The following is a 25,231-nucleotide window of genomic DNA, read 5'->3' as shown; positions in this document are numbered from 1 at the left end:
GGGGTTGGGTTTCACCATTGCCAACCGGCGTGACCGCCGGCGTCCTGCACCCGCGTCCGGCGGGAAGCCGGATCCCGCGGGGATCGCTCATTCGTGACCGAGCACCACCTCCGAACTCGATGGGACTGCGGCACCCGCGCGGCGCTACCTGGCCGCTGCGGGCGATCCAATGATGGTCCCGTTCCCTTCTCTTCCGTGTTTTCCACTTACCGACTACCGCTATTTCACTTGCTGCGATCGTCACCGCGGGGACCCTGTCCACTGATCGGTCCCAGCACGCTGACGCCGCTGGTCACTGCCCGAAGCCCCGGTCACTGATCGGCTCCGGCCACCTGACCGGTCCTGCCACTGCACACAACAACCACTGATACTGCCGTTCTTCACGGGCACACACTCTCCGCCCGCGTCCTGCGCTATTTCTCCGGGACCGGCACTACCTGGTCAAACCTCTTCACGACCCGGTCCCGGGTACTGCTCCCGGTCACCAGCCGGAACCTGTTCCTTGATCGGCTCCGTCCTGCCTGACCGTCTTGTCTCACCTCGCGGGCAGTTACGTCCTCTCCCGCGCCTGCGTGACGTTGTCTCTCTCGGTACGAGGAGAACACTACACACGCCCGTTATTGAATGTCTACCCCAGCCGTCATAGATTTGTTGGGTCGTGTCGGACGGATAGTGGGGCGAAGGGGCACACGACCATGAGTGACAGGGTCATGCAGGATCCGCGTGGTGATCGGTACGGGCTGGGCAGGGTGCGTGACCTGGGCGAGTACGCCGAAGCCCTGACGCGCTTGGCGGAGCGGGGACGGCGGGAGCGGTGCGTGGCGGTGCTGTCGGAGGCCGAGGCCTACGCCGCGGCGGAGCTGCTCGGGCAGTTCGCGCTGCTCGATCCGCTGGGTGAGTTGAACCAGCTGGCAGCGTCCCTGGCCAGCCGCCTTTACAGCCGCCTCGACGCCTGAGTGCCCGGCCTATCGGCACGCTGAAAGACACATCTGCAACAAGTGGATGAGAAAGGGGATCGAGCATGTCCGCGGTGGAGTCGCACTACCCGGAAACGGTCCGATCGGCGCCAGAACCCCGGCACGCGCCTGAGTACCCCGAGGTCGCCGCTGTCGTGGAGGCCCTCGCCATGGAGAACGCGCAGCTGCGTGAGGCGCTGCAGACCCGCGAGGTGATCGGACGTGCCACGGGCCTGCTGATGGCGCAGCGCCGATGCGGACCGGACGAGGCGTTCGGGCTGCTCACGAAGCTGTCCCAGGACACCAACACCAAACTCCGCGACGTCGCACGGGCCTTTCTCGACGACTTCCTCGCTGGCGTGCATCGCATACCGCAAGGTGGCCCCGCGGCCGCTTTTTGACCGAGGAGCCACCTGCGGACACGCCGCTCCCAGCCAACACGTGGACTGTCATCGACGCGCCGTCCCAGTCCTACCCTGGGCGGGCACACGGTAAACGCGACCTCGCCCGAGCTCGAGAATTTGTGACAGGTCAGCGGAATACCTCGCCACCAAGACGTTGCCTGACATCGAGAAGCAGCTCAACTTGGCGTCGGACGGCGCCTGCTCGGGCGCCACGTGCTCCAACGCGTGGTACCGGCCGACTGAGATCGGCGCGTCGACACGACAGACGGGCCCTATCCAGCGTGGGCTGCGCTGGTGCAGCTGGCCGAGGACCTCATGATCGACCTCGCCTGGGAAGTCAAGGAAAGCGCAGCCCACCTGGCGAGCGCGTCCGATCGCATCAGCCAGACCGAGGACCTAGTCGAGGCCTCGCTGCGCCGGCACGCCGAGAACCTCAGCAACGCCGTGAGAAGCGATCCCCTCGGCAACGCCAGCCGGTGGCTGAACGAGGACCAAATGGGCACTTTCCTGCCGCGGTAACGTACGGGCGCCCGGGCGGAGGCGACCTCGCGGTGTGCGCGACGCGGACTCCATCGAGGACAGGCTGACGCGGCTGATTGCCGCGTGGCGCCGCGACGTCGACACCGAACCGACCGCGGCGTCGCTGGGCATCGACGTGATGCGGCGCGACTGGCTGGCCCGCCGAACGTCGCGGTGTGCCGGGTAGACCACCGATCAGCACGGGAAATGAGCTCAGGCCTCGCGGCTGGCCCGCCAGCGTTCCGCAGACCACGCCCAGACGTGGGCGAGCTACCTGCCAGGCCGATGAGCTGCGCTTTTCCCGGCGCGGTCGGCCCGGGGAGTTACGCTCACGCCAAGCGCGCCGGCGCGCACGGGCCCGGCTGCCGAACCGGGGAGGCTCCGATGGCGCCGAGCGCAGGGCAGCCGTTGCGCACGACGCGGCGGGCCGTCGGGTGGTACGCGGGAACCGGGTAGCCATGGCCGCGGTCCGGCGCCGGTGCGGTTGCCGCTGGCGCAGCCCGCGCGGGAGGTGCCGGTGTCCCGCCCTGGCTGGTCCTGGGCCTACGAGACGAAGCTGGACGGCTGGCGTGCCCTGCTGTTCGCCGAACTCGGGCTGCTGCAGTCGCGTCAGGACAGCGATCTCGCCGACCGTTTCCCCGAGGTCGTGGCGGCCGGCGCGCAGCTGGGCGACGTCGTGCTCGATGGGGAGATCGTCGCGCTGCGCGCGGGTCGGCTGGACTTCGGCGCGCTCGCCGCGCGCCCGGCCGCGCGGGCGAAGGCCGGGGTGAGCGTCTACTTCGCGGTGTTCGACCTGCTCGCCGACGGCCCCGGCGACGATCTCCGCTCATTGCCGTACCGGGACCGGCGTGCCCAGCTTGAGCAGCTGCTCGCTGGGGTCGCGCCGCCGCTGCAGCTGGTGCACAGCACGACCGACCGCGACGCCGCGCTGGCGTGGACGCGCCCGGAGGCCAGCGACGTCGGGATCGAGGGGGTCATCGCCAAACTGCTCGACGCCCGCTACCGCCCGGGCCGGACCGACGCGTGGGTGAAGGTCCGCCAGGTGGTCGTCGTCGACGCCGTGGTTGTCGGCGTGGCCGGCGACTCGCGCGCACCGAGCGAGGTGGTGCTCGCACGCCGCGACGGCACCGGCGCCTGGCGGCAGATCGGGCTGTCCCTGCCGCTGGAGCCACGGCTGGGCCGTCAGATCGGCGCCCACGCCACGCTCACCGGCGAGCCCGCGGTCTACACCTCCGCCGGCGGGTTCGGCCGCGGCCGCACGCAGTATCTGCCGGTTCGGCCCGAGGTCGTCGTGGTGGCCGAGACCGATCCCGCGGTGGAGACGTTCGCCAGCCGTCAACGGCCCCGCGTGCATCGCGCGCGCCTCGACCCCGACGCCGCCGACGTCCCGCCCGGCCGCGGCGAGAGCGGGTGAGCCCGGTGGCGGAGAAGAAGGTCACCGTGCACCATCGTCGAGGACTACCTCGGCCAGGTGACGGCCAACCACCTCCACGAGCGAGCGCGCTTCCTAAGCGCCGCACCAATGCATCCCACGGTCGGCAGCCCGAGCGCACGTCGGCCTACGCCAAGGCGATCGCCGAACAGCTCGCCGCCGATCCGGCTGCGCGAACAACTCGACGAAGGCCACACCCTCACCGCCGCCGCCCGCATCATCGGCCTGCACACCCAGCATCTTCGCGGCCTGCCCGGTGGTGAAGGACGGGTAGTCCGGGTCGTCGAGGTTGCCGAGATCAGCCACCCACACCTCGTCCTTGACGAGTCGTCACGCAGCCCGCCACTCCAGATTATCTAGTGCGCGCACTTGACACAACTTGCAGTGCGAGCTATAGAAATGAATGAAGCGGTACATGACCTGGTGTCGAACACGACGATGTTGCCGGGGAGTGATCGATGATGCCGGACACCACCCGCCGCGAAGCCGTGACCAGCGGGTTCGCCGAGCTGGTTTACGCCGATCCGGCCTGGCTGCGCGCAGAGTTCGACGCGATCATGACCGCCAATTTCGACGTTCTTCCTCCGTATCCAGCGAGGCCCCGGCCTGGATCCACAGGTCCGCAGCGATCCGGCCGCCCGCCCCACGCCGTCGCCACCGGCGGCCCGCTGGTCGGCATGGTGCGGGCGATACGAGGTGGGCATCGACAGCGTTCCCCTCCGCTGATCGGTGCGCTCATGTGGTCAGCGAACGCGATGGTGACCTCGAAAGGCAGGTGATGCCTGCGTACCTGGAGCCCGCCCGGCTGTAGTTCTCTGACCCGGCGGGGATGCCTGCTTCGACAGACGGCCGAGGAGACCTGGCAGCGGTCCCGGCCCAGCGTCTCGTGGCGCACCCTTCGCGACACCCCGGCCCGGGGTTCCGGCAGCCGGGACGGGCCCCAGGTAATCGAAGTCGAAGTATCGATCGCACACCCAGCAGTCTCGACACGCGGTTTCCAACCGAACTGGCTCCGGTCCCGCCGCCCGCGTCGCGGCGGGAGCCGGACCTCGACGATGACACCGCAGGGTGGCGTACAAGTTGATGAGCCGCCTCCGGTCCCCAGCGCGCTGGTGGCGGTGCACACGGAAGGAGCAAAGGAGGGATGGTCATGTTGATGCGGACCGACCCGTTCCGGGAGCTGGACCGGCTGACCCAGCAGTTCTTCGGCGCCAACGGCACCACGTCGCACCCGGCGGTGATGCCGATGGATGCCTACCGGTCCGGCAACGAGTATGTGGTGCAGTTCGACCTGCCCGGTGTCGCGCCGGGCGCCATCGACTTGGACGTGGAGCGCAACGTGCTCACCGTCAAAGCCGAACGCACGCCGGCCTACGACGAGGGCACCGAGGTCCAGGTGTCCGAGCGGCCACGCGGGGTGTTCTCCCGCCAGCTGTTCCTGGGTGACACCCTCGACGCGAACAGCATCGCAGCGCACTACGACGCGGGTGTGTTGACGCTGCGTATGCCGATCGCGGAACAGGCCAAGCCGCGCAAGATCGCCATCAGCGGCGAGAGCGAGTCCAAGCAGATCAACGTCTGAGCGCCCGGAACCCTGGCTCGGCCTGTTTGGCCCCGCCCGCGCCGCATCGAACGCTGCCGGGCGGGGCCAGCGACTACCTACCACGCCCACCCCGTGCCGGGTCGAGCACGGCATGAGGAAAGGGAACCGATGGGCACCACCCGACGCCGACCGGTCACGATCTCCACCACGCTGGCCACGACGACCCGCGACCTTCGGCGCGCGGTCCGCGCGGCCGACCCGGCCAAGCCGCCCGGCCTGGCACAGCTGTGTGACGCCGGCTGGCAGCTGACCCAGCTCACCGGCGAGCTGACCGATCTGGTGACCCTCCTGGCCGAGCACACCGGCCACCACACCCAACGTTCCGAGCAGCTTCGCCGGGTCGACGGCGCGCCGGGCACCGCACATCTGGCCTCCGCATGCCGGGAACTGGCCACCCTGCGGCGCGCCCTCGACACCGCCCACATCGCGGCGCGCGATTACTACACCGAGATCAGCCAGCTCAACCCAGCTGTGCCCGGTTCGCTTCGGTCCTCGCCATGAACCCCGCTCACCCCGCAGACCTGCCCGATCCATACGCGGTGCTCGGCGTTGCTCGCGGCGCCAGCGCCACCGAGATCACCGCCGCCTACCGGCGCGCCGTGCGTGACTGCCACCCCGACGCACCGCACCCGGACCGCGAACGGCTCGCGGCCGTGATCACCGCCTACCGCCACCTCCGCGACCACTTCACGAGGCAACCCACCGAACTGCACCGGCGCTCCACACTAGGCCGAGATATCCGCGTGCGCGTGCACCCCCACACCACACCGCCAGAACCAAACGTGCGCGCCGGCCCCGTTGACCACCACCCTGACCGAAAAAGCTGGTGACCCGGCGAATGTGGCCAGCGCGGTGGAGCGCCGGGCCCGGTCAGCTCGCCGACGGATCGTTAGACCTGACCGGCCTTCCAGTAGCTAGCGCCGAAAAAGCAACGGTTGGTCGTGATGCTGCTGGTTCTGGAAGCGGTGAACCGTGGCTCGATGAGCGCATGAGGTTCGGGATCCGTGGAGTGATGCTCGTGGGCAGGTATCGCCGAGTGGGGACAGCCCGGACTGCGGAGGAGTTTGGTTGACGGCTGCGCCGCTGGTCAGCGGGATCCACTATGGACATGTGCCCGTGCCGGAACTGCCGCTGCGGCTCGCTGTGGTCGAGCCGGCTGCGGCGCTGCCCATGGGTTGGTACGAGTACTCGCCGAAGCTGGATGGGTGGCGGTGCGTGGTGCACGTGCCGGGCGGGGTGTTGCAGTCCCGGACCGGCAGCGACCTGACTGGCCGGTTCCCCGGGGTCCTCGAGTCGGCGGCCAAGCTCGGCCGGGTGGTGCTCGACGGCGAGTTGTGCGCGTACTGCGAGGGGCGGTTGGACTTCGCGGCGCTGGGCTATGGTCCGGCCCGGCGCCGCGCCGAGGGCGTCGGCGTGGTCTACGTGGCGTTCGACCTGCTCGGTGCCCGCGGTCGTGACCTTCGGTTGTGGCCGCTGTCGCGTCGGCGTGAGCGGCTCGCCGCGGTGGTTGGCGCGGGCAACGCCGGTGTGCAGTTGATGGTCTCGACACTTGACGTCGCCGAGGGCCGGGAGTGGATCAGCGCGGACCAGGCGGCCGTCGGCATCGAGGGGGCCGTCGCGAAGCCGCTGGCGGGGCGCTATCCGCTGCGCGGTGGCCGCGCCGGCTGGGTCAAGGTGCGTCACTACGACGACGTTGACGCCTTGGTGCTCGGCGTGACCGGCAGCCCGTCCCGGCCGACCGCGTTGGTGCTGGGCCAGACGGATCGGCGCGGACGGGTGCGCGCGGTGGGGTTGTCGACGACGCTGTCGCGGCCGGCGCTCGTGTCGCTGGCCGGAAGGCTCCGGCTCGCAGAGAGCGGCCCCCCGGCGAGCGTCCGGGATCATCGCGGGTCTCCCTGGTGGGGACGACTTCACGTTCTGGCCGGTCGAGCCCGGGGTGATCGTCGAGGCGCGCGCGGACCGCGCGTTCGAACTCGGCCGATACCGCCACCGGCTCTCTGTCGTGCGGGCCAAACCAGACACGTGAGCCGACGGCCATGGCCGGACACAGCAGATCCTCACGCGCGCCCGGAACGGACCCGGCAGGGCGGGCGACCAGTGCTTTCTCCGGCGCCGCTGCTCCATCGGGGTTACGCTGCCGCCACGGTGCCGCCGGGCGGGAACAGGTTCCCGGCGCGGGTGACGCGGAGGTCGCGATGTGGCTGCGTGGGGGGCAGGCGACGCCTGCTGTAGCTGATCGCTCGGCTGGCCTTGGTTGCTGTGCTCGGTTCGGCATGTCGCCGTTGATCGGGGCGAGGTCGAGCGCAAGCTCCTCTTGTACCTCCTTCAGGTAACGCTTCTCGGTCTTGTCCGGCAGGGTGAGGAATTGGCGGCGGGTCACACACCGAGCCGGCTGTAGAGGCGTCCGGCGAGGGCAGCAGCGAGCCGGTTGAGGTGCGCGGTGGGGTCGAGCTGGGCGTACTGGCCCAGCAACTCCGCCACGGCGTGCGCCTCCGTCTCCGACAACAGCGCGACACACCGCTCCCGCCGTCCCTGCTCGACCATCCGCCGGAGGACGCGGGCGTAGTCGTGGAGATCGCGCACCCCGGTGAGGCCGTACGGGTCGTGCCGCGCGACCGAGTCAGTCATCCCGCGTCATCCTTCCGACTGTCGTTGTCCGCATGCGCTGCGCGCTGACCTGCGGATCTTCGTGGCCCGGCGGTCGGCCCGCCAGGACACCAACAAATCTATGGCGGCGGGGGTAGACATTCAATCTCAGCTGTGTGTAATCTTCTGCTCATACCGAGAGAGACAAGGTCGAGCAGGCGCGGGAGATGACGAACTACCCGCGAGGTGAGACAGAACGGTCAGGCAGGACGAAGCCAATCGTTGGACAGGTTTCGGCTGGTGACCGGTGAAGTACCCCGGGATCGGGCAGGGAAGAGCAAGCGGCAAGATCGATCCCGGCGAGGTAATGCAGTAGCAGGAAAGCAGCAGTGGCAAGTCAGCTAGTGCAGGAACGGTCAAGTGCCCGGAGCCGATTCCCGACGGGGCTCCGGGCAGTGACCAGCGGCGTGACGCGTGCTGGGGCCGATCAGTGGAAGGGTTCCAGCCGGTGACGTTCGCAGCAGTCGCAGTACACGAAGTGTTGCACAGTAAGAGGAAAACACAGGAGAGAAGGGAAAGGGCACATCATTGGATCGCCCGCAGCGGCTGGGCAGTAGTGCCGCGCGGGTACCGCAGTCCCATCGGATTGGAAGGTGGTTCTCGGTTACGAATAAGCGATCTCCGCACCGTCCGGCTCTCGGACGGACACCGCGGATACAGGAAGCCGGCCTCACAGTCGGTTGACAATGGTGAAACCCCAACCCCTGGGACCCCGGATGCCGTGCACGGCATCCGGGGTCCCTTGTGATGTGGAGGTGGCATGATTCCTGACCAACACGAGACCCCCGCTCCCGATTCGGGCGGGGCCGACAAGTTCGACGACGACCAGTACCCCGCCTACACGATGGGCCGGGCCGCGGACATGCTCGGCACGAGCCAGAACTTCCTGCGCAGCCTGGATGAGGCCGGCCTGATCGAGCCCCAGCGCTCGGCCGGCGGGCATCGTCGCTACTCCCGCCACCAGCTGCGCATCGCCGCACGCGTACGGGAACTAGTCGATCAAGGCACCGCTGTCGACGCTGCCTGCCGCATCATCTCCCTCGAGGACCAGCTCCACGAATCCCAGCGCCAGAACACCGAACTCCGCTCCACCGAATAACCCCCCGGCACAGGGCGTGCCGCCGGGACCCCCGCTGCACGCCCCGCCACACCGCCGACGCCCGTGTCCCGCGTCCGCAGCAGCTCCGAAATCCGCTGGGGTGGAACCGACAGGACGCATCCTTCGGCGGTGGCGCAAGAAGGAGGCTGCGGTGTCGGAGACGTTGTCCAGCGAAATGACCCGTCGGTGCAGTCTCGGCGGTACTGGCTGGGACGGCTTCTTGGCGTTGGCGAGCGCGACGTCGTAGTGCAGCGGCGCGGTGAAAATGTCGTGCAGACAGCCGGGGTACAGAACGGTTGACCGGATAAAGAGTGGTCCGCGACGTCGTTTGGCGACATCGTCGACTACGACACGTGGGAGTCGGCACTGCTAGAAGACGCCGACATCGCCCGGCAGCTTCTCGCCGGCGCCTTCGTTCCCGTGAATACCGGCAGCGACGGCGTGCTCCAAGTTCGCGTCCGAGTCCGGCCGCACGTGGGGCACGGCCGCCTTCACGAAATGAAAGAACGCGCCGAGGTTGGTCGCGAGCGTGTGATCCCACTCCTCGTCCGGGATCTCCTCCAGCGTCTCGTGGGTCATCTCTGGAACGCCGCGTTGTTCACGAGGACGTAGATCCGGCCGAACTCCTCGACCGTGCGAGCGACCAGGGAACGGCATTGCGCAGGATCGGCAAAGTCACCGGGGACAAGCACCGCCTTGCGGCCGGCCTCGTCGACCCAGCGCCGCGTCTCTTCGGCATCCTCGTGCTCGTCCAGGCTCACTCCCGTCCAGATCGGTCCGCCGCGCGAGCCCGTGGCGTCGTCCTTGAACCGCGGTCCTCGTGTGCCGACTCTGCCTGGGTCGGCCGGAGCAACGTCGTCGCAGGCGGGTATCCGGCCGTCCGGTCACCACGGCCGGCCACGTTTTGGCCAACGCGAGATTGGTGCACCGGGACGCGGGGTAGCCCGCGGCATGACCGACGAAACCGCACAAGCCGTTCCGAAGATCCGCAGCGAAGGGGATCGAGCTGCGGCACCTCATCGTGTGTTGTCCGCAATGGAAACCGCACGAGGGATTGATGCGCCCGCGGCGGCGGTGGCGAAGTCGTTGATCCGGCTCTTCGGCGGTCGGGTCGGCCGTGAGCTGCGTGGGCGCTGGCTCGGGCATCCGCTGCACCCGCTTGCCGTCACCGTCCCGATCGGGGCCTGGGTGTGCGCGTCGCTGCTCGACCTGACCCCGGGCAGCGACGCAGCCGCCCGGCGATTGGTCGGGATCGGCCTACTCGCCGTGCCACCGGCCGCAGTCCTCGGCGCGGCCGACTACAGCGAGCTGGACGAGCGGCAGCGACGTGTCGGGTTCGGCCACCTCGTGCTCAACAGCCTCGCTGCCGCGTTCTTCACCGGCTCCTACCTGCGACGCCGGCGCGAGCCGGCAGGCGGAAAGGTCCTCGGCGTCGTCGGCTTGGTGGTTCTCAGCGCGGGTGGCGCGCTCGGCGGTCACCTCGCCTACGCGCAGGGCGCCGGCGTCTTCCGGTGGCAGTCCCCGCGCCCCCAGGCGGTGGACCGGTGACCGAGTTCCTGCGGATCTACCTTCGCGACCAGTTCGCCATGGGCATCACCTGGCGCGAACTGGCGCGCCGGGCCCGCGACAACAACCGCGGGACCGAACTGGGAGACGCGCTGGCCAAGGTCGCACAAGCCATCGCCGAAGACGTGCGGACGTTCGAACTGATCATGCGCACGCTTAACGTGCGTCCGAACCGCGCCAAGGCCGCGGCCGCCTTCGCGGGGGAACGGCTGGGACGGCTCAAATACAACGGCCGCCTGAGGTCCTATTCTCCTCTGAGCCGTTTTCTTGAACTAGAGGCCCTGGCCATGGGCATCGAAGGCAAAAAGATCCTGTGGACCACCCTCGGTGACCTGGCCGGCCTGCGCGAACGCGTGCCGTCCATCGACTTCGACGATCTCCTGGCTCGAGCCGACCACCAGCGAAACACAGTCGAACCCTTCCGACGCCAGATCGGCGTCGAGGTCATGACCTCCACCCACCAGGAGAACTGATCGCGGCGGCGCCGTTGGCGTCCGCGCCATCGAAGACGCGGCCAGCGAGCCAGCGCATCCTCGCGCTGAACCTTTCGGCGCTCATGAGCGGCGCTGGTCGGCTTTGCGGCACGAGCTGATAGTCCGGTAACGGCACCGGCTTCCGCCAGACCGCTCGAGCCCGACTACTGGCCACGCTCAAGAGAGACCGGCCCACCCCTTCGCCACCACGTCGCCGCGGGATCGCGCGAGGGTTTCGTCAGCCAGGCGGCGGGTCACCGAGTCTTCGTACAGCCTTCGATCCGGCTTTGGCGTTCGAGGTGCATGCAGACGGCGATGTTGCCCAGGACGAAGCCCGCGAAGGCCACCGGTAGCACCACGAGCACGCCGAGCAGGATCAGCGCAAGCGCGATGACGTCCAAGGCGAGGTTCACCGCGAACCAGCCGCGCCGCAGGGGCCACGCGGCCTCACCGAGGATCTGCCGCACCCACATTGCGTCCGTGGCTTTGAGGTGACGTTCGGTCGCGCGGAGACGTCGAGCCGCAGTCCGCGCTGAGACGGCCCTCCGCACGCCCGGAACAGTTGAGTCCATCGCCGCCACCTCGATCCGAAAAAGCGGTGCTGCCGGCTGCGCTCAGCGCGAGGCATACCCGCACCGGGCGCCATCAACCATCGATTTCAACCACGGGTTTACCGACGGCCGGAGCGGGTAAGTGCGGACCGGCAGCGATGAGGATGCTCCGGCGACGACGAAAACCGAGGATTCCGATGACCGACACCGCCGCGCACCCGACTCCCGTTCCGTTCCGACCGGCCCGCAGGGAGCCGCTCGGTTCGGTGATCCTGAAGACGATCCGCACGACCGATCACAAGACGATCGGCGTTCTCTACCTCTCGACCTCATTCGGGTTCTTCCTCGTCGGCGGGTTGACGGCTTTGCTGATGCGAGGCGAGCTGGCCCAGCCCGGGCTGCAGTTCCTGTCACCCGAGCAGTACAACCAGCTGTTCACCATGCACGGCACGATCATGCTGCTGCTCTACGCCACCCCGAACCTGTTCGGATTCGCCAACTTCCTCGTGCCGTTGCAGATCGGCTCGCCGGACGTGTCCTTTCCCCGGTTGAACGCGTTCTCCTATTGGCTCTACCTGTTCGGCGGGTTGATCGTCTTGTCCGGCTACATCACCCCGGGTGGGCCGCCCGACTTCGGATGGACCGCCTACACCCCGCTGTCGAGCGCCATCCACAGCCCCGGTGTCGGCGGCGACCTGTGGATCACCGGGCTGATCGTCACCGGCCTCGGCACGATCCTCGGGGCGGTTAACATGATCACCACCATCGTGTGTCTGCGCGCGCCCGGGATGCTGATGTGGCGGATGCCGATCTTCACCTGGAACATTCTGTTCACCGGCGTCCTGATCCTGCTGGCGTTCCCGATCCTCACGGCCGCGCTGTTCGGGCTGCTGGCCGACCGGCACATCGGCGCGCACGTGTTCGACCCCGCCACCGGCGGGGCGATCCTGTGGCAGCACCTGTTCTGGTTCTTCGGCCATCCCGAGGTGTACATCGTCGCGCTGCCGTACTTCGGCATCGTCACGGAGATCATTCCCGTCTTCAGCCGCAAACCGCTCTTCGGCTACAAGACCATGGTGTTCGCGACCATCGGCATCACTGCGTTGTCGGTCGCCGTGTGGGCCCACCACATGTTCGCCACCGGCGCCGTGCTGCTGCCGTTCTTCTCGTTCATGACCTTCCTCATCGCCGTGCCGACCGGCATCAAGTTCTTCAACTGGATCGGCACCATGTGGAAAGGCACCCTCACGTTCGAATCACCCATGCTGTGGTCGATCGGCTTCCTGGTCACCTTCCTGCTCGGCGGGCTCACCGGCATCATCCTCGCCGCCCCGCCCCTGGACTTCCACGTGCACGACAGCTACTTCGTCGTCGCCCACTTCCACTACGTCCTCTTCGGGACGATCGTGTTCGCCACGTTCGCCGGCATCTACTTCTGGTTCCCCAAGATCACCGGCCGCATGCTCGACGAAGGCCTGGCCAAGTGGCATTTCTGGACCACGTTCATCGGCTTCCACACCACGTTCCTGATCCAGCACTGGCTCGGCGACGCAGGCATGCCCCGCCGTTACGCCGACTACCTGCGCAGCGACGGGTTCACGTGGATGCACACGGTCTCCACGATCGGCGCGTTCATCCTGGGCGCCTCGGTGCTGCCCTTCATCTGGAACGTCGTCAAGAGTTACCGCTTCGGCCAAGCGGTCGACGTGGACGACCCGTGGGGGTACGGCAACTCGCTGGAGTGGGCGACGACCAGCCCGCCGCCGCGGCACAACTTCCTCGAGCTCCCGCGCATCCGCTCCGAACGGCCCGCGTTCGAGCTGCACTACCCGCACATGGTGGAGCGCCTGCGCGACGAAGCACACGTCACCCGAGGGCACCCCCAGGGCAAAGCCTCACTCTTCGAGGCAGCCGCGGGCGCGACCCAGCCGGAAGACCAAGGCGGCAGCGAAGACCCCCGTGGACGCTGAACCGAAAGCAGTTGACTGTTGCGCCGCGACACGTTGCCCTTGCGATCCAGGGCCTCGGCCTCCCGCGTCTGCCGCCCCTGATCCGGGCACCGCAGCGAGTAGGGCGCGATCGTGGTCTTGGCTGGGTTTTATTCGCGACAATCTAACCGCTCGGATCGCCGAAGCCGAGCGCGAAGGCTGGCTAGGGGAAGCCGAGAAGCACGGCGTCAGCCGGGCCGCCCGCCGCTCTCGCCATAGCCGAGCAGGAACGGCGACCGGCGGTTGAGCGGTCTTCCCTTGCCCAACGGTTGCGCAGCAGTACTGAGCCCAGCCGCGGCGGCTTCGGCATCGTCGAACCAACCCCGCTCGGGCTCATGGGATCCAGGCACGACGGGCCTCAGAACGGTGCGAGTGTTCGGATCGTGGAGGCTGTGGGCTCAACCCGAAGTGATCGAACCAGGGTCGGGTCCGGTGCGCAGTGTCATCGCGGGTCGCGCACTCCGCGTCCGAGCCCTGGTGCGTAGCCGGGGTTGAGCTTGTCGGCCAGGCGTTCAGGCTTCGGCCAACGGACGTCGGTGGCCCAACCGGCCTTCTCGAACAGCCAGATGATCCGAGCCGAGATGTCCAGCTGGCCGCGGCGGACACCGTGGCGGGCGCCGGTCGGATCGGCGTGGTGGGAGTTGTGCCACGACTCGCCCATGGAGGCGATGGCCAGCGGCCAGAAGTTTGCCGACTTGTCGCGTGCGGCGTAGGGCCGGTCACCGATCAGGTGGCACAACGAGTTCACCGACCAGGTCACGTGGTGCAGCACGGCCACGCGTACCAGGCTCGCCCAGAAGAACACCGTCACCGCGCCCGACCAGGACATCGTGGCGAGGCCGCCGATTAGGGCGGGCGCCAGGAGCGTGAGCACGGTCAGCGCGGGGAACCGGCGGTCGACGCGGGCGATGTCGCGATCGGCGAGCAGGTCGGGGGCGAAACGCTGGGCGGTGTGGTGCCGTAACACCACGGGGAGTGCGGATCGCCTTCGCGGTCGGCGTAGGCGTGGTGGCGGCGGTGGTCGGCGACCCAGCCGATCACCGGGCCCTGCATGGCCATGCTCCCGGCCACCGCGAGCGTGATCCGCAGGCCGCGGCCGGCCTTGAACGCGCCATGGGTGAAGCACCGGTGGAACCCGACCGTCACGCCGAGGCAGGTGAGCACGTAAAAGCCGGCGGCCAGGCCGATGTCGATCCAGCTCAGGCCCCACCCCCACGCGAACGGCACCGCCGCGGCCAGCGCCAGCAACGGCACGACGGCGAACAGCTTCACCAACCAGTTCTCGGGCCGGGTCTTTTCGCCCGACAGCATCGGTTCCCGGCTGGATCCCGGCGAGGTGTTCGCCGTGTGCTCCCGGGCAGCCGTGGACGCCATCGGCCCGATTGGCGAACGGTTCGGCCAGGCGGGCGTCACCCGGATCCTGGAGCGCTCCGCCGGCTCGCCGCCTTCGGAGCTCGCCCATCTTCTCTCCGCCGCGATCGCCGACCATCTCGGTCCCGAACCGTCCGCCGACGTCGGCGTGCTGGTGGTTTCCTGGACGCCGAGCGGATGAGGCGCTCACACGGAGGGGCCGGCCGCCGAGCTCCGGTCCGACCGCGGCCAGACATACGGCAAGTCGGCCGGCACGTCCGGGAACCACCGCCGGTAGTGCCCGGGTTCCTTGCGCACCAGCGCCGAACGATGGCTGCAGTGCAGCGCCTCGTCGCCCAGCCAGGGTGGCAGTTCCCCCGCGTCCGCCAGTTCCGCCTGGGTCCGCACCGGGGTCGCGCCGTACTGGTCGAGCAGCTTCTCCGCGCACGTGTCGGCTGCCCCCGTCGCGCGCCACACGGCGCACACCTCCAAGCCGTACCGGGTCAGCGCCTCCGCGTACCCGGTCCACATTTTCGCGGCCGGATGATGCCGCCAGCCGTAGCCGGGCACGACCAGCGCACGCAGCACTTGCAGCGCTTCGACGCGCTGCTTGCCGAGCCGCCGGCGGTCGAGCGTCCGAGCGCTTTCCGCGAAGTCCTGGAGGGGAAGGAAAGTCTGCATCACCCGGAGACCTACCCCCGGGCCGCGCGCCCCAACCGTTCACGGGCTGCTTCGGGCCGGTCGGTGGCGTGATCAGGCGGCCCCGCCAGTTCGGCCGGCAAGAACGCGACCGCCTCGCCAAACGCCCCGGCGCGCCCGAGGTTTCGGACCGCGGACGCCGGGTACGACGAGACGACGCCCCCCACAGGAAGGAACCGCTCGTGGTCGAAGTGACACGCACCTTCACCGTCGCCACCGGACCGCACGAAGTGGTGGAGTACCTCAAGGATTTCGGCAACGCCACCGACTGGGACCCGGGCACGCAGTCGTGCGACCGCCTCGACAGCGGACCGATCGCAGTCGGCGCCCGCTGGCACAACGTCTCCAAGATCGCCGGCGTGGAAACCGAACTCACCTACGAGCTCAGCCGGCTCGAACCCGGCCGGGTCGTCTTCAGCGGCAGCAACGACACCGCCACCACCACCGACGACATCACCGTCAACGCCGCCGACGGCGGCGCCACCCTGACCTACCACGCCACCATCGAGTTCCACGGCGCCGCGAAGCTCGGCACGCCGATCGCGAAGGCGGTGTTCGAAAAGGTCGGCAAGGACACCGAAGCGAGCCTCACCCGGGTCTTCGGCACCCCTCCCGGCTGAACGGAGGACAACGGGTCCCCGGATCCGCTACCGCGCCGGACACCAGCGAGCCCAGCGGCTCACGACGTCATCGTCGGGAGGTCGCGCCAACTGCCCGTTCTCATTTCCAAACGCGGACTCATCCGCACCAGCTGTGGTCGCCAAGTTTTTCCCACGTCAAGCACACCTGCATCTTCGCCAAGGATTGACGAAGCACCACACCGATTCCCGTGTCGGCCTGAACAACACGGATGCCACGACGTACGACAAGGGCTTCTTCGTGCCGGTCCAAGGCGCGAAGTACAGGAGCGGCGAAGCCACGCGGAGCGGCAACTACAAGGTCACCGTAAGCCTTTGTGACGGGTGCGGTAGTCGTCGTGGCTGATGAGGGAGCCCCGCTCGTCGCGCACACGGTGGCCGACGCGGCGGGCCTTCGCCATGTGCCGCCCCGTTTTGACGGCGAGCACGCAATCCTTGAAAGTGTTCGACGCGCGCTGATGGCCATCGATCTTGTTCTTCCACAACCCGTTTTCGTGGAACGTCTCGACGTCACCATCCATGATGGATGCCTCCCTCCGCGGTCCGGAGATCCCTGGATACCCGTCGCCAGCCACTTCACCCGCGCCGTTGCCGGGATACCGTTCGACGACAACCTCGACAGGTGGGGCCCGCGGTGGTTGCCGGCCTCGCCTCAGGCCACGTCCTCGAACTCGAACCGGAGTTCGTCGACGCAGCGCTGGTACTTCTGCTCCATCTCCCGCTCGCTGTTCGCCGCGATGAGGAACTGCGCGAGCTCGTAGGAGTAGCTGTCCTGCTCGGCCAGGTCCGGAAGCGCTGTCCTTCCTTCGGCGACACGCTGACCTCCACCGCGCCCAGCCGATCCTGCAACGCGGTGATCTCCGCGGCCGTCGGCGCGCGCGTCACCACAGCGTCGCCGGAGAAGCGGCGCAGGTACCAGCGGCCGGCGATGCCGTAGGGACCTCCGCCGGCGCGGTGGCGCGGCGCCTGCCCGAGTCCGAGGCGAACCATCAGGTCGTGGTTGGCCAGACCGTCGACCAGCTCGAACAGTTCGGCGTGCGACTGCGAGTGCCTCGGGTTGATCTCCAGCAGGTACACCTCTCCGGACTGCACGTCGCAGAAGAACTCGATGCTGAACGTCCCGTTGTCGAAGCCGATCCGCCGCATCACTCTCTTCGCGACGTCCGCCATGATTCGCCGCACCTCCGCCGGCAGCTGCGAGGGGTACTGATGGCGCAGGAACGACGAGCTTTCCGGGTAGGTCGAACGAGTCGAGCGCCGCATACTCGGTCACTTCGCCCCGGTACACGTAGCCTTCGACGGCGGCCTGCACTCCGTGCAGCGCCTCCTCGGCCAGGCACGCCGCCCCGCCGACCTTGGCGATTTCGCACGGTAGCTCGACTTTCCCGAGTACCTCGTCGAAGGGCTCGCCGACCCGGCCCACGCCCTCGCGGATGTCTGTGACCGCCGCGGCGAAGTCGTCATCGTTGGTGACGCGGAAGGCGAGCTCCGAGGAGAAGGACTTCACCGGCTTGAGCCACACGGGGTTCGATACACCCTCGGGGAGCTTCGGTCGGCGTCGTCGAGGTCGACGATGCCGAATTTCGGCAGCTCGTCGATCACCTCGCGCTGCTCCAACCGGCTCCAGTACTTGTGCTCGCACTTGAGGATCGCCTCGATCGGCACGTGCGGCAGGCCGCGGCTCTCGCACAACAGTAGTACGAGCGACGCCGTCGGGAAATCCCAGAACGTGACGATCGCGTCGATCGAGCCCTCGAACGCGTCGAGCGTCGTTGTTGCCTTGTCGAGCAGTCCGCCGATGTCGATTTCGCCGTGCTGCAGTTCGTCAGGCGTCAGCAGTCCGTGGAACGCGTACTGGTCGGAGTCGGGCAGCCGCTCGAGCACCTATGCGTTATTGTCGTTCAGGCCGACCACGAAGATGTTCGCCGTGATCGGTCTGCCACTCTTCGTTCGTTCCGGTTGGTTCATACCTCCCGGATTCCCCTTTGCCACAACGACAAACGCGTCAGAGCAGGTCCCTCGGAACCGTGCGGTGCCAGTTGCGGGACACGATCCGGCGGTCGCCGTAGTAGGCGTCGAGGCGCGCGCCGACCACGAACTCCTCGGGCGTGCAGCACACCCGTGTGCTGGTTTCGCTGCGCGCGGACCAGTCGGCGCGCTCGAACGTCACGATCCACTCCGTCTCCGCGACCGGTGAGCAGAAGTCGTCGGCGACCCACGTGTAGCGCTCGTGCACGTCGCGGGTGACGGTGAGGTCGATGCCGTCGTGGCGGACGGCGCCGGAGTTCTTGACGATGTCCGGCGCGGAGTGATACGCCACAAGGTCCCGCGACACTTCCCAGTGCTGCTCGGGCGGCGGTCAGCTGTATTGTCGCCAGCGGCGGCGTGCCTTCCGGTTCACCGAACGGGTTCGTGGACACCTCGTCGGGCTCCGCCACCGGGCGCACCGGCAGCAAGAGCGCACTGCGTCCCGTGTGGACGGACAACATGACCGGCTCTGGCGGCGGCCAGGCGAGCGGCCAGTACGAGGTGGACAGGGAGAGCCGGATCCGGTGGCCGGCGGGGAAGGCCTGCGCCACTCCGTTGAGCTCGAACTCGACCTCGCACACTTGACCGGGCTCCATCGGCTTGGGTTCTTCGTGGCCGTCGCGGTGGGTCAGGTTGAGCAGCCCGTACATCACCCGAGTGGCACAGTCATCGGGGGCCACATCGGACAGTCGCGCGGCCACCATCGCCACGGGCCGGTCGGCGGAGACCGCGAGCCGCACGCGCGGCGCGCCGAGGATTTCACAGCGCTCGGTGAGCACGTCGGTGTCGAAGACTAGAGAGCCGCCGTCCTCCTCGCGCTGGTGGTAGGGCAGGTCCGGCGGGGCGCTGTACGAGGCCCATTTCCCGGCGAACTGCCCGACCGACAGCGGTGAGGACACCTCCAACGCCGTTTCCGGCACGTCCTGCCCCGGCCGCGCGATGCCGTGCGGCGCCAGCGCGTGCTCCGAAGGCTTGACATGCGGCGAGGGCCACCGCGCCTCGCCGACCCACCGGCCGGGACGATCCTCGTAGGACATCGAAGGCAGTTTCACCCTCGTGCCGCCGGGCAGGCTCCCGGGGACAAGAGGAGCCGGCATGGACCGCGACGCGGGTCGGCGCGTGGACGCACTGGCTAAGCCGCTCGCCGGAGCGCGGAGAGCGATCTCGCCCGCACGAACACATTGATCCGTCTCCGCCGACCGGGCTCGCCGAAATCGGGCGCGAGATCCTAAGCAACGCCACCAACCTGCCGATCACCAAGCGCGACGGACACCCACGGCGTCAGTCGGGCGGGCCTCTTCCTCGCCGGAGAGGAGCTGCGGTCGGATCCAGGATACGGCCTCGATGCGGCTGCGCCGTCGTCGTGTCGAACACTGAGCTCACCACGATCGGCGCCGTGCTCGACCTCGGCTGCCGGACCGCCCTCGGTGCGTGGCCGGCGCACGAGCTGTCGAAGATCCTAGTGCTGAACACCGAGGCCCACACCGAAGTCGCGGCCGCGTGGGCGCGGCGCCACCGGGATCGCGCGTGCCGCGGCTGACACGCATCGGCCGGCCCCGTGCACCTGACCGCCGCCCGCTACCGCGGGATCCTCGCCCGCGACGCACCGAACGCCAGCGGTGCCAATCTGCCGTCCGAGCCGACGCGTTCAACCGCCGTTTCGGCTGGGCCGGGTTGCCTCGCGGAGTTGCTGCGGCAGATCAGCGCAGGCGGTTGACGAGACCGAGCCACTCCTGTGCCTCCGGCAGGGTTCGGTGGATCGGCAGCGTCCTGTCGAGGCCTAGCAGCTGGACCGGCCGAAGCACGGCGTGCTGGGTGGTGACGATCGCGAACGGCACATCGACCCTCCGCGCCGCCTCGCATGCCCGGGCGAGCGCGCTCAGACCGCAAGACGAGCAGAAGGTGGCCTCGCGCAGGTCGACGATCAGCGCGGCAGGCCGGAGTTCGAGCTCCTCCGTCAACTGCTTCGAGAGCGGGCCCGTGATGGTGAGGTCAACATCACCGCGGACGATCACCATGCTTGCTTCGGCCGTAGTGATGAACAGCATGCTGGGCGACCGCGCGACCTGGACGAATGTGGAAGCACTGACGAGTCGGGTCATAACAGGGCCTCCTTCGACGCAACGGAGGCAGGGCCCGCAGGCTCCTACTTCGCCGCGAGGCCTCTGGATGCATCCGGGAAGGACGGCGGGCGGCGACCTTCTGATCGAACCGCAGTAGAAACGCAGTCTACGCCGCGGCGATCGTGATCGTCCGGTCTTGGTCGCTGGGCTTCGAGCACGGGTACCAGCAGCCGGTGACGAAGTTCCGAGAAGCCTGCTCCCACTCGGCCCCACCCCTCAGCGCCGGACAAACCGCCGGCCAACCGGCTTGCTTGACCCGGGTGCACCGTTCATCGGAAAGATCCGCGACGCGCTGTCCGGCCGACCGACGGTTTGGCAGGTTCTCCCGTCATCCCGTCGGCCCTGGGCAAGCGCCGCGCGCGTGTCCCGTGGTTAAGTCGGGAGAGATGCAGACGTCGCGCCAGGCGGGCGGGTACGTGAGGTCTTCGATGCGCGCGAGGGTCGCAGCATCGGTATCCCGTTCGCCGACCGCAGCGGCGTAGGAGAATCCGCGGCGGTGGCGCCGGCTGCCGGATGTCGACGGGTCGCCGCGACGAGGACGAGGACGAGGAGAAGGATCTTCTGCCCAAGCTCCGAGCCGCGTGTTCTGTCGAAGAGCTGGGCCGGTTGGGCCGTAAAGTCCTCGACGCGAATCACCAACGCCAAACTCCGCGACGTTGCCGGCGCGTTCCTCGCCGACCTGCCGCAGCAGCGGCGGGTCGACCGCCTCGGCACCCGATGGGACTCACCACCCATCTCGAACCGGACAGCCGAGCGTCGCTGTGCTCCGCGGCGAGCCGACTGCCCCGCCAACGCCACAAAAGATCTTGTAATACCACGGTGCCGGTCCGCTTGACTTGGGCGAGCATTGTAGCTACGCGGCGCGGTGGCATGGCGCGTGGCGGACCCCGTCGGCGCGAGTTTTCCTTTGCGTGCCGGCGGGCTGCATTGCGCGAGTGCGCTACGACGCCGCCAGGACCGGCGTTCGGTTGGCCGACGATTAATGCGGTGTGAGCATGCGCGAGAGCTTTCACGAAGAGCTGAACCGCCTCAGGACGGAGCTGCGGCGGATGTGCGCGCTCACGGCCGAGGCGATCCGCCGGGCAAGCCGATCACTGCTGACCGCAGACCTGGACATCGCCGAGCAGGTGATCGCCGCCGACGCCGAGATCGACTGGGCCCGCGCGGACTGCGAATCGCAAGCCCAGGCGCTTCTGGCCCTCCAGGCGCCAAAGGCGCACGACCTGCGGGCCATCCTGGCCGCAATCTACTGCGCAGACCGGTTCGAACGGATGGGCGACTTGGCCGCGCACATCGCCGGCATCACCCGTTTCGCCCACCCCGCCTGCGCCATTCCCGTCGAGCTCGAACCCGCGTTCGCGGAGATGGGTGGCGCCGCCGCGGGCATGGCGGACCGCCTCGCCGAGCTGATCGCCCGCGAGTGCGCTTGCGGATTCGCCGACCTCGCCGAAACCGACCAGACCATCGACACGGTGCGCGCCCGCGTCCTGACACTGATCACCAGCGACCAATGGCCCCACGGCGTCCAGGCAGCTATCAACCTCGCCCTGCTCGCCAGGTTCTACGAACGATTCGGAGACCAAGCCGTCGCCGTCGCAAACCGACTGGGCTTCGCTGAAACCGGCGAACTTCCCTTCCACATCCACACCTAACCCAGCCCCGCGTTATCACCGCAGGGATGCCCAAGTGGGCGGGCCCGTTCCCGCGCGGTCCGCACCACAACACGCGCTTCACCGCCGAACCGCGGGCTACTCATCCCCTTGCAGCCCCTCCAGGTGACGATTCGAGAATCATGCTCGCCCGACAGCACCCCGGCGACCAGGCATTCGGCGAGGTTCTCACCGTCGACCAGCTGCATCACCAGGAACGGCCGGCCGTCGTCGGACCGGTGTCCCAGTAACGCCACCACGCGCGGGTGATCGATGCCGGCCCGGACGGTCTTCTGGCGACGGCCGAAATCTCGGTCAACGCGCGCGGTCCCGCAACGGCAGATCAACCGTCCCACGTCGTACCGTGCGCCGATCAGCCGGGCTGACCGCGCACGAGGCTATCGACCGATTGCTGCACCCTCAGCCAGTGCACCACTTGGCAAGATCAGCGACCCCAGCGGCGCTGAAGCCCCACCCGCATCGCCTGCCTCTGCGAAGACATTTCTCCGCCTTGTGGCTGATCCGCCTGCCAGCTCAAACCAATCCTCGACCGCGGTCTTATGACGACGTCGTGCGCGAGCATCGGTAGTTGGGCTACTACGCTGATGGCCTACATGAAGCGGCCCGGCCCCTGTCGCCAAACAACTGGGCTGGAGACATCGTGCCGTTCTCTGCGACACTCCACCGCATCGACAACGGAACGCTGCGGGTCGACGTGCGGGGTCAGGTTCTTGCCGCCGCAGCCGCCGAGCTGGGCATCCTTATCTTGAGGGTGATCGCGACCGAACAACCCGACGAACTCGTGATCGATCTCCGGGACACGACCGCGCTCGACGCCTGCGGAGCCGACCTGCTTTTCGCGGGCTACCTCACGGCCATCGACTGGGGTACGACCTACCACGTCCTGCACGCCCGCGGCCAGGCGCGTCGCACGCTGCAAGCCAAAGGGACCCTGGACGTCCTTGCCAACAGCAACGATCTTGGCGCGCTGCTACTGGCCGTGAGCGCTCTCCCGAGGCCGGAGCCACCAACTTGATCTAGAGGGCTTCTCCAACGTTTCCGCAGCGAGGTCCGGGACATGCCGCGCGACGCCAGTAATTCCTACGAGGAGTCCAGCTCGCGCGCAACGCCGTTGTTCCCGTTCGCACCGGTGACGCGATTCGCACGCAGCAGAACTACCCCGGCACCGCGCACCGACCGGTATCTTGGTCACTCCTCGGCCGAACCCGGTTTCATCACCTTCCCCTGCTGCGCCGCCTTCGCCTCGTCGGGCAGCATCCGCGACGCGGCGGCGGTCATCTTGTTCTTGGTCCCGACCACGACCTTGTCGTCGCCTGCCATGAGCGCGGCGAACCCGGCTTCCGCGACGTCAGACGCGCTGTCTTTATTGCCCGCGCCGATCTTCGTGTCCTCCATGTCCGCGCGTTCGAAGAACTTCGTGTCGGTGGCGCCGGGCAGCAGCGCCGTCACCGTCACGCCCTTGTCCTTCACCTCCGCGCGCAGGCCCTCGGAGAACGAGGTGAGGAACGCCTTGGACGCGGAGTAGACGACCTGGTACGGCGCCGGCGCGGTCCCCGCGATCGACGATGTGAACAGCACCCGCCCGCGACCGGGCTCGACCATGGCCGGTACCACGCGCTTGGCCAGGTGCACCGCCGAGCGCACGTTCAGGTCCACGACGGTCAACTGGTCGTCGAGGCGCGTGTCGCTGGCGAACTCGCCTTTGATGCCGACGCCTGCGTTGACGGCGAGCGCCTCGACCGGGCGGCCCGTGGCGGCGACGCGCTCGACGAGTTCTTCCACTCCTTCGCGGCGGGTGAGATCCGTCCGCACTTGCTCGACCGTCGCGCCGCAAGACCGGACCTGCTCGGCGGCCTCGGTCAGCTCATTGTCTTCAGCGGCGAGCATGACGTCGAAGTCGTGGCGGGCGAACTGCTTGGCCAATTCGAGCCCGATGCCGCTCGACGTGCCGGTCATGACGGCCAGTGGCTTCTCCGCGGTGGTCACGGGTGGTCCCCTCGTGATCGCTTTCTACTCGCGTACCCATCCCCGGCCGGGACAACCAGGATTTCCGCGCAAGCGCTGCACCTGCGCAGCGGTGGGGCCCCCGCCACGACCACACCGCCACGCTCCCGATAGTCAAGGCCACCCTCGACCCCGTGGCCGACGACCTGCAGCGACGCCCGCCCTCCGGGGCCTCCGCTGGTGCAGCGCTCACGGCCCTCGGCGCGCAACAGCCGCGCGATGAGGAGCGCCCGCAACCCGACTGGCTCGTGCCGATCTCGCCGTGGCTCGACGTCGCGTTGCGCGAGGCCTGTCTCCGGCGCGCGATCCCGGTTCACCGCCGCGCAAACGGGTAGTCGAGTTCTCATGGATGGGGCGGGGACGACGATCGGGGTCGAGGAGGAGTTCCTCCTCGTCAACCCGCGCACGGGCCGGACGGCACCGTGTGCGGACCGCGTGCTGGCGCGCTGTGGGCACCACGGCCGGTTGCCGGAAGGCGCGATCGTGCAACGGGAGCTGCGCCCGACGCAGCTGGAGCTGGCCACCGGCGTCTGCACGAGTGCCGACGAGCTGCGGGTCCAGATGACCAGCGGGCGCCGGTTGCTCGCCGCTGCCGCGGCCGCCGAGGACTGCGCGCTCGTCGCGTCCGGCACGCCCGTGTCTTTGCCGGGTCGTGGGGCGCAGCCGGAGCCGCAGGGCCGGTACGCGAAGATCCACGAGGCCTACGGAACCCTCGCCGCCGACTACGAAGCCTGCGGCTGCCACGTGCACGTCGGCGTCGACGACCCGGACACGGCCGTCGCGGTGGTGAATCACCTCGGCCCCTGGCTGCCGGTGCTGCTGGCACTGTCGGCCAACTCGCCGTTCGCCGACGGCCGCGACACCGGTTACCACAGCTGGCGCATGGTGCTGCAGACCCGCTTCCCCGGTTCCGGCGTCGCTCCGCATTTCCGCAGCCACGCTGAGTACCAGAGCACGGTGGATGCGCTCGTGGAGTGCGGCGCGCTCGTCGACCGCAACCAGAGTTTCTGGCTGGCGCGGCCGTCACCATGGCTGCCGACGGTGGAACTGCGTGTGGCCGACACCGCCGCGACCGTCGATGGCGCGGTGCTGCAGGCCGTGCTGTCGCGCGGCCTCGTGCGGACCGCGCTGGCCGACCTGGAGCGCGGGATCGAAGGACCGCGCCTGTCGCCGCAGGTGTGCGCCGCCGCCGTCTGGGCCGCCGCGCGCCACGGCCTCACCGGGCTCCTGGTGGATCCCCGGCTCGAACGACAGCGCCCGGCCGCCGCCCTCGTCGGAGACCTGCTCACGCACACCGCCGGCGCGCTCGAGGAAGCCGGCGACCTCGCCCTCGCCGGATCACTGGCCAGCCGGCTGCTCGTCGACGGCACGGGATCGGCCGCGCAGCGCTCCGCGGCGGCCGGCGGGCTACGCGCTGTGGTGCGGCTGCTTGAGGAGCGCACCGTGCCCGTCTCGGGGCATGAAGCGGCCGCCGCGGGGTAA

31 protein-coding genes and 5 pseudogenes are annotated in these 25,231 nt (G+C 68.6%); 24 read left to right on the top strand and 12 right to left on the bottom strand.

The window, feature by feature from the left end:
* The first annotated feature begins 695 nt into the window (after positions 1-695).
* From ABZU76_RS46340 to ABZU76_RS46290, 11 genes are all read left to right on the top strand, one after another.
* Positions 696-956 (top strand): hypothetical protein, encoded by a 261-nt coding sequence (locus ABZU76_RS46340; RefSeq protein WP_354883241.1) that lies wholly within the window; start codon positions 696-698, stop codon positions 954-956.
* Between the two features lie 65 nt (positions 957-1,021).
* Entirely contained in the window at positions 1,022-1,357 is a 336-nt protein-coding gene (locus ABZU76_RS46335) for an ANTAR domain-containing protein (RefSeq protein ID WP_354883238.1), read from the top strand.
* Between the two features lie 297 nt (positions 1,358-1,654).
* Positions 1,655-1,879, top strand: coding sequence for a hypothetical protein (locus ABZU76_RS46330; RefSeq protein WP_354883235.1), 225 nt, complete (start codon positions 1,655-1,657; stop codon positions 1,877-1,879).
* A gap of 34 nt (positions 1,880-1,913) precedes the next feature.
* Entirely contained in the window at positions 1,914-2,066 is a 153-nt protein-coding gene (locus tag ABZU76_RS46325; protein ID WP_354883232.1) for a hypothetical protein, read from the top strand.
* A 291-nt stretch (positions 2,067-2,357) separates the two neighbouring features.
* Complete coding sequence (locus tag ABZU76_RS46320) at positions 2,358-3,293, top strand: hypothetical protein (RefSeq protein ID WP_354883229.1); 936 nt, start codon at positions 2,358-2,360, stop codon at positions 3,291-3,293.
* 57 nt (positions 3,294-3,350) lie between these two features.
* A complete protein-coding gene (locus ABZU76_RS46315) occupies positions 3,351-3,671 on the top strand; it encodes a hypothetical protein (RefSeq protein ID WP_354883226.1) in 321 nt (106 codons plus the stop codon).
* 98 nt (positions 3,672-3,769) lie between these two features.
* The gene (locus ABZU76_RS46310; RefSeq protein ID WP_354883223.1) at positions 3,770-4,090 is read left to right on the top strand and encodes a hypothetical protein; all 321 of its coding nucleotides are present in this window, start codon (positions 3,770-3,772) and stop codon (positions 4,088-4,090) included.
* A 371-nt stretch (positions 4,091-4,461) separates the two neighbouring features.
* The gene (locus ABZU76_RS46305) at positions 4,462-4,893 is read left to right on the top strand and encodes an Hsp20/alpha crystallin family protein (protein ID WP_354883220.1); all 432 of its coding nucleotides are present in this window, start codon (positions 4,462-4,464) and stop codon (positions 4,891-4,893) included.
* A 129-nt stretch (positions 4,894-5,022) separates the two neighbouring features.
* Positions 5,023-5,415: a hypothetical protein gene (locus ABZU76_RS46300; protein WP_354883217.1), complete on the top strand. Its 393-nt coding sequence runs from the start codon at positions 5,023-5,025 to the stop codon at positions 5,413-5,415.
* Positions 5,412-5,744, top strand: a complete 333-nt coding sequence (locus ABZU76_RS46295) for a J domain-containing protein (RefSeq protein WP_354883215.1) — start codon at positions 5,412-5,414, stop codon at positions 5,742-5,744. Before ABZU76_RS46300 ends, ABZU76_RS46295 begins: the two co-directional genes overlap by 4 nt.
* 238 nt (positions 5,745-5,982) lie before the next feature.
* Complete coding sequence (locus tag ABZU76_RS46290) at positions 5,983-7,146, top strand: hypothetical protein (RefSeq protein WP_354883213.1); 1,164 nt, start codon at positions 5,983-5,985, stop codon at positions 7,144-7,146.
* A gap of 144 nt (positions 7,147-7,290) precedes the next feature.
* On the opposite strand, the gene ABZU76_RS46285 is transcribed toward ABZU76_RS46290, so the two are convergent.
* Entirely contained in the window at positions 7,291-7,542 is a 252-nt protein-coding gene (locus ABZU76_RS46285; RefSeq protein ID WP_354883210.1) for a hypothetical protein, read from the bottom strand.
* Positions 7,543-8,320: 778 nt separating this feature from the next.
* On the opposite strand from ABZU76_RS46285, the gene ABZU76_RS46280 reads away from it, so the two are divergent.
* Entirely contained in the window at positions 8,321-8,659 is a 339-nt protein-coding gene (locus tag ABZU76_RS46280; RefSeq protein WP_354883207.1) for a MerR family transcriptional regulator, read from the top strand.
* Positions 8,660-9,028: 369 nt separating this feature from the next.
* Here ABZU76_RS46280 and ABZU76_RS46275 read toward each other — a convergent pair whose 3' ends face one another.
* Together ABZU76_RS46275 and ABZU76_RS46270 are read right to left on the bottom strand one after the other, a co-directional pair.
* A complete protein-coding gene (locus ABZU76_RS46275; protein WP_354883204.1) occupies positions 9,029-9,238 on the bottom strand; it encodes a hypothetical protein in 210 nt (69 codons plus the stop codon).
* Positions 9,235-9,420 carry an SDR family oxidoreductase gene (locus tag ABZU76_RS46270; protein WP_354883201.1) on the bottom strand — a complete coding sequence of 62 codons (186 nt, stop codon included), beginning with the start codon at positions 9,418-9,420 and terminating at the stop codon, positions 9,235-9,237. Before ABZU76_RS46270 ends, ABZU76_RS46275 begins: the two co-directional genes overlap by 4 nt.
* Before the next feature lie 274 nt (positions 9,421-9,694).
* Between ABZU76_RS46270 and ABZU76_RS46265 the strand changes: the two genes are divergently transcribed.
* Complete coding sequence (locus tag ABZU76_RS46265; protein ID WP_354883198.1) at positions 9,695-10,207, top strand: DUF2231 domain-containing protein; 513 nt, start codon at positions 9,695-9,697, stop codon at positions 10,205-10,207.
* On the top strand, positions 10,204-10,698 hold the full coding sequence (locus ABZU76_RS46260) for a hypothetical protein (protein ID WP_354883196.1): 495 nt from the start codon (positions 10,204-10,206) through the stop codon (positions 10,696-10,698). Before ABZU76_RS46265 ends, ABZU76_RS46260 begins: the two co-directional genes overlap by 4 nt.
* Before the next feature lie 254 nt (positions 10,699-10,952).
* Here ABZU76_RS46260 and ABZU76_RS46255 read toward each other — a convergent pair whose 3' ends face one another.
* Positions 10,953-11,165, bottom strand: a complete 213-nt coding sequence (locus ABZU76_RS46255) for a hypothetical protein (protein WP_354883193.1) — start codon at positions 11,163-11,165, stop codon at positions 10,953-10,955.
* Between the two features lie 281 nt (positions 11,166-11,446).
* Between ABZU76_RS46255 and ctaD the strand changes: the two genes are divergently transcribed.
* A complete protein-coding gene (ctaD, locus tag ABZU76_RS46250; RefSeq protein ID WP_354883190.1) occupies positions 11,447-13,219 on the top strand; it encodes a cytochrome c oxidase subunit I in 1,773 nt (590 codons plus the stop codon).
* 460 nt (positions 13,220-13,679) lie between these two features.
* On the opposite strand, the gene ABZU76_RS46245 is transcribed toward ctaD, so the two are convergent.
* On the bottom strand, positions 13,680-14,363 hold the full coding sequence (locus ABZU76_RS46245; protein WP_354883187.1) for a fatty acid desaturase: 684 nt from the start codon (positions 14,361-14,363) through the stop codon (positions 13,680-13,682).
* A 60-nt stretch (positions 14,364-14,423) separates the two neighbouring features.
* Between ABZU76_RS46245 and ABZU76_RS46240 the strand changes: the two genes are divergently transcribed.
* Complete coding sequence (locus ABZU76_RS46240) at positions 14,424-14,789, top strand: hypothetical protein (protein WP_354883184.1); 366 nt, start codon at positions 14,424-14,426, stop codon at positions 14,787-14,789.
* A 5-nt stretch (positions 14,790-14,794) separates the two neighbouring features.
* Here the strand turns inward: ABZU76_RS46240 and ABZU76_RS46235 are convergent, their stop codons facing one another.
* Positions 14,795-15,268, bottom strand: coding sequence for an MSMEG_6728 family protein (locus ABZU76_RS46235; protein ID WP_354883181.1), 474 nt, complete (start codon positions 15,266-15,268; stop codon positions 14,795-14,797).
* A 200-nt stretch (positions 15,269-15,468) separates the two neighbouring features.
* On the opposite strand from ABZU76_RS46235, the gene ABZU76_RS46230 reads away from it, so the two are divergent.
* A complete protein-coding gene (locus ABZU76_RS46230; protein WP_354883178.1) occupies positions 15,469-15,906 on the top strand; it encodes an SRPBCC family protein in 438 nt (145 codons plus the stop codon).
* A 320-nt stretch (positions 15,907-16,226) separates the two neighbouring features.
* Here ABZU76_RS46230 and ABZU76_RS46225 read toward each other — a convergent pair whose 3' ends face one another.
* From ABZU76_RS46225 to ABZU76_RS46215, 3 genes and pseudogenes are all read right to left on the bottom strand, one after another.
* Positions 16,227-16,445: a DUF2188 domain-containing protein gene (locus tag ABZU76_RS46225; protein ID WP_354883175.1), complete on the bottom strand. Its 219-nt coding sequence runs from the start codon at positions 16,443-16,445 to the stop codon at positions 16,227-16,229.
* A gap of 131 nt (positions 16,446-16,576) precedes the next feature.
* Positions 16,577-17,808, bottom strand: a pseudogene (locus ABZU76_RS46220) (ATP-grasp domain-containing protein).
* A gap of 121 nt (positions 17,809-17,929) precedes the next feature.
* Positions 17,930-18,995 (bottom strand): annotated as a pseudogene (locus ABZU76_RS46215) (CocE/NonD family hydrolase C-terminal non-catalytic domain-containing protein); the annotation flags it as partial.
* 320 nt (positions 18,996-19,315) lie between these two features.
* Between ABZU76_RS46215 and ABZU76_RS46210 the strand changes: the two are divergent.
* Entirely contained in the window at positions 19,316-19,492 is a 177-nt protein-coding gene (locus ABZU76_RS46210; RefSeq protein ID WP_354883172.1) for a hypothetical protein, read from the top strand.
* A gap of 160 nt (positions 19,493-19,652) precedes the next feature.
* Here the strand turns inward: ABZU76_RS46210 and ABZU76_RS46205 are convergent, their stop codons facing one another.
* Entirely contained in the window at positions 19,653-20,054 is a 402-nt protein-coding gene (locus ABZU76_RS46205; RefSeq protein ID WP_354883170.1) for an STAS domain-containing protein, read from the bottom strand.
* A gap of 204 nt (positions 20,055-20,258) precedes the next feature.
* Here ABZU76_RS46205 and ABZU76_RS46200 point away from each other — a divergent pair.
* A pseudogene (locus tag ABZU76_RS46200) lies at positions 20,259-20,385 on the top strand (hemerythrin domain-containing protein); the annotation flags it as partial.
* A gap of 18 nt (positions 20,386-20,403) precedes the next feature.
* Here ABZU76_RS46200 and ABZU76_RS46195 read toward each other — a convergent pair.
* A pseudogene (locus ABZU76_RS46195) lies at positions 20,404-20,553 on the bottom strand (hypothetical protein); the annotation flags it as partial.
* A gap of 62 nt (positions 20,554-20,615) precedes the next feature.
* On the opposite strand from ABZU76_RS46195, the pseudogene ABZU76_RS46190 reads away from it, so the two are divergent.
* The 3 genes and pseudogenes from ABZU76_RS46190 to ABZU76_RS46180 form a co-directional block, all read left to right on the top strand.
* Positions 20,616-20,705, top strand: a pseudogene (locus ABZU76_RS46190) (hemerythrin domain-containing protein); the annotation flags it as partial.
* A gap of 365 nt (positions 20,706-21,070) precedes the next feature.
* The gene (gene phoU, locus ABZU76_RS46185; RefSeq protein WP_354883167.1) at positions 21,071-21,727 is read left to right on the top strand and encodes a phosphate signaling complex protein PhoU; all 657 of its coding nucleotides are present in this window, start codon (positions 21,071-21,073) and stop codon (positions 21,725-21,727) included.
* A 586-nt stretch (positions 21,728-22,313) separates the two neighbouring features.
* Positions 22,314-22,760: an STAS domain-containing protein gene (locus ABZU76_RS46180; RefSeq protein WP_354883165.1), complete on the top strand. Its 447-nt coding sequence runs from the start codon at positions 22,314-22,316 to the stop codon at positions 22,758-22,760.
* Between the two features lie 173 nt (positions 22,761-22,933).
* On the opposite strand, the gene ABZU76_RS46175 is transcribed toward ABZU76_RS46180, so the two are convergent.
* Complete coding sequence (locus ABZU76_RS46175; RefSeq protein WP_354883162.1) at positions 22,934-23,731, bottom strand: SDR family NAD(P)-dependent oxidoreductase; 798 nt, start codon at positions 23,729-23,731, stop codon at positions 22,934-22,936.
* A 152-nt stretch (positions 23,732-23,883) separates the two neighbouring features.
* Between ABZU76_RS46175 and ABZU76_RS46170 the strand changes: the two genes are divergently transcribed.
* A complete protein-coding gene (locus ABZU76_RS46170; protein WP_354883159.1) occupies positions 23,884-24,084 on the top strand; it encodes a hypothetical protein in 201 nt (66 codons plus the stop codon).
* 10 nt (positions 24,085-24,094) lie between these two features.
* Positions 24,095-25,231: a glutamate--cysteine ligase gene (locus ABZU76_RS46165; protein WP_354883156.1), complete on the top strand. Its 1,137-nt coding sequence runs from the start codon at positions 24,095-24,097 to the stop codon at positions 25,229-25,231.

This window comes from Amycolatopsis sp. NPDC005232 (assembly GCF_040607795.1).
GTDB lineage: Bacteria > Actinomycetota > Actinomycetes > Mycobacteriales > Pseudonocardiaceae > Amycolatopsis.
The sequence above is the reverse complement of the archived record's forward strand: the minus strand, read 5'-3'. Positions and strand labels throughout refer to the sequence as shown.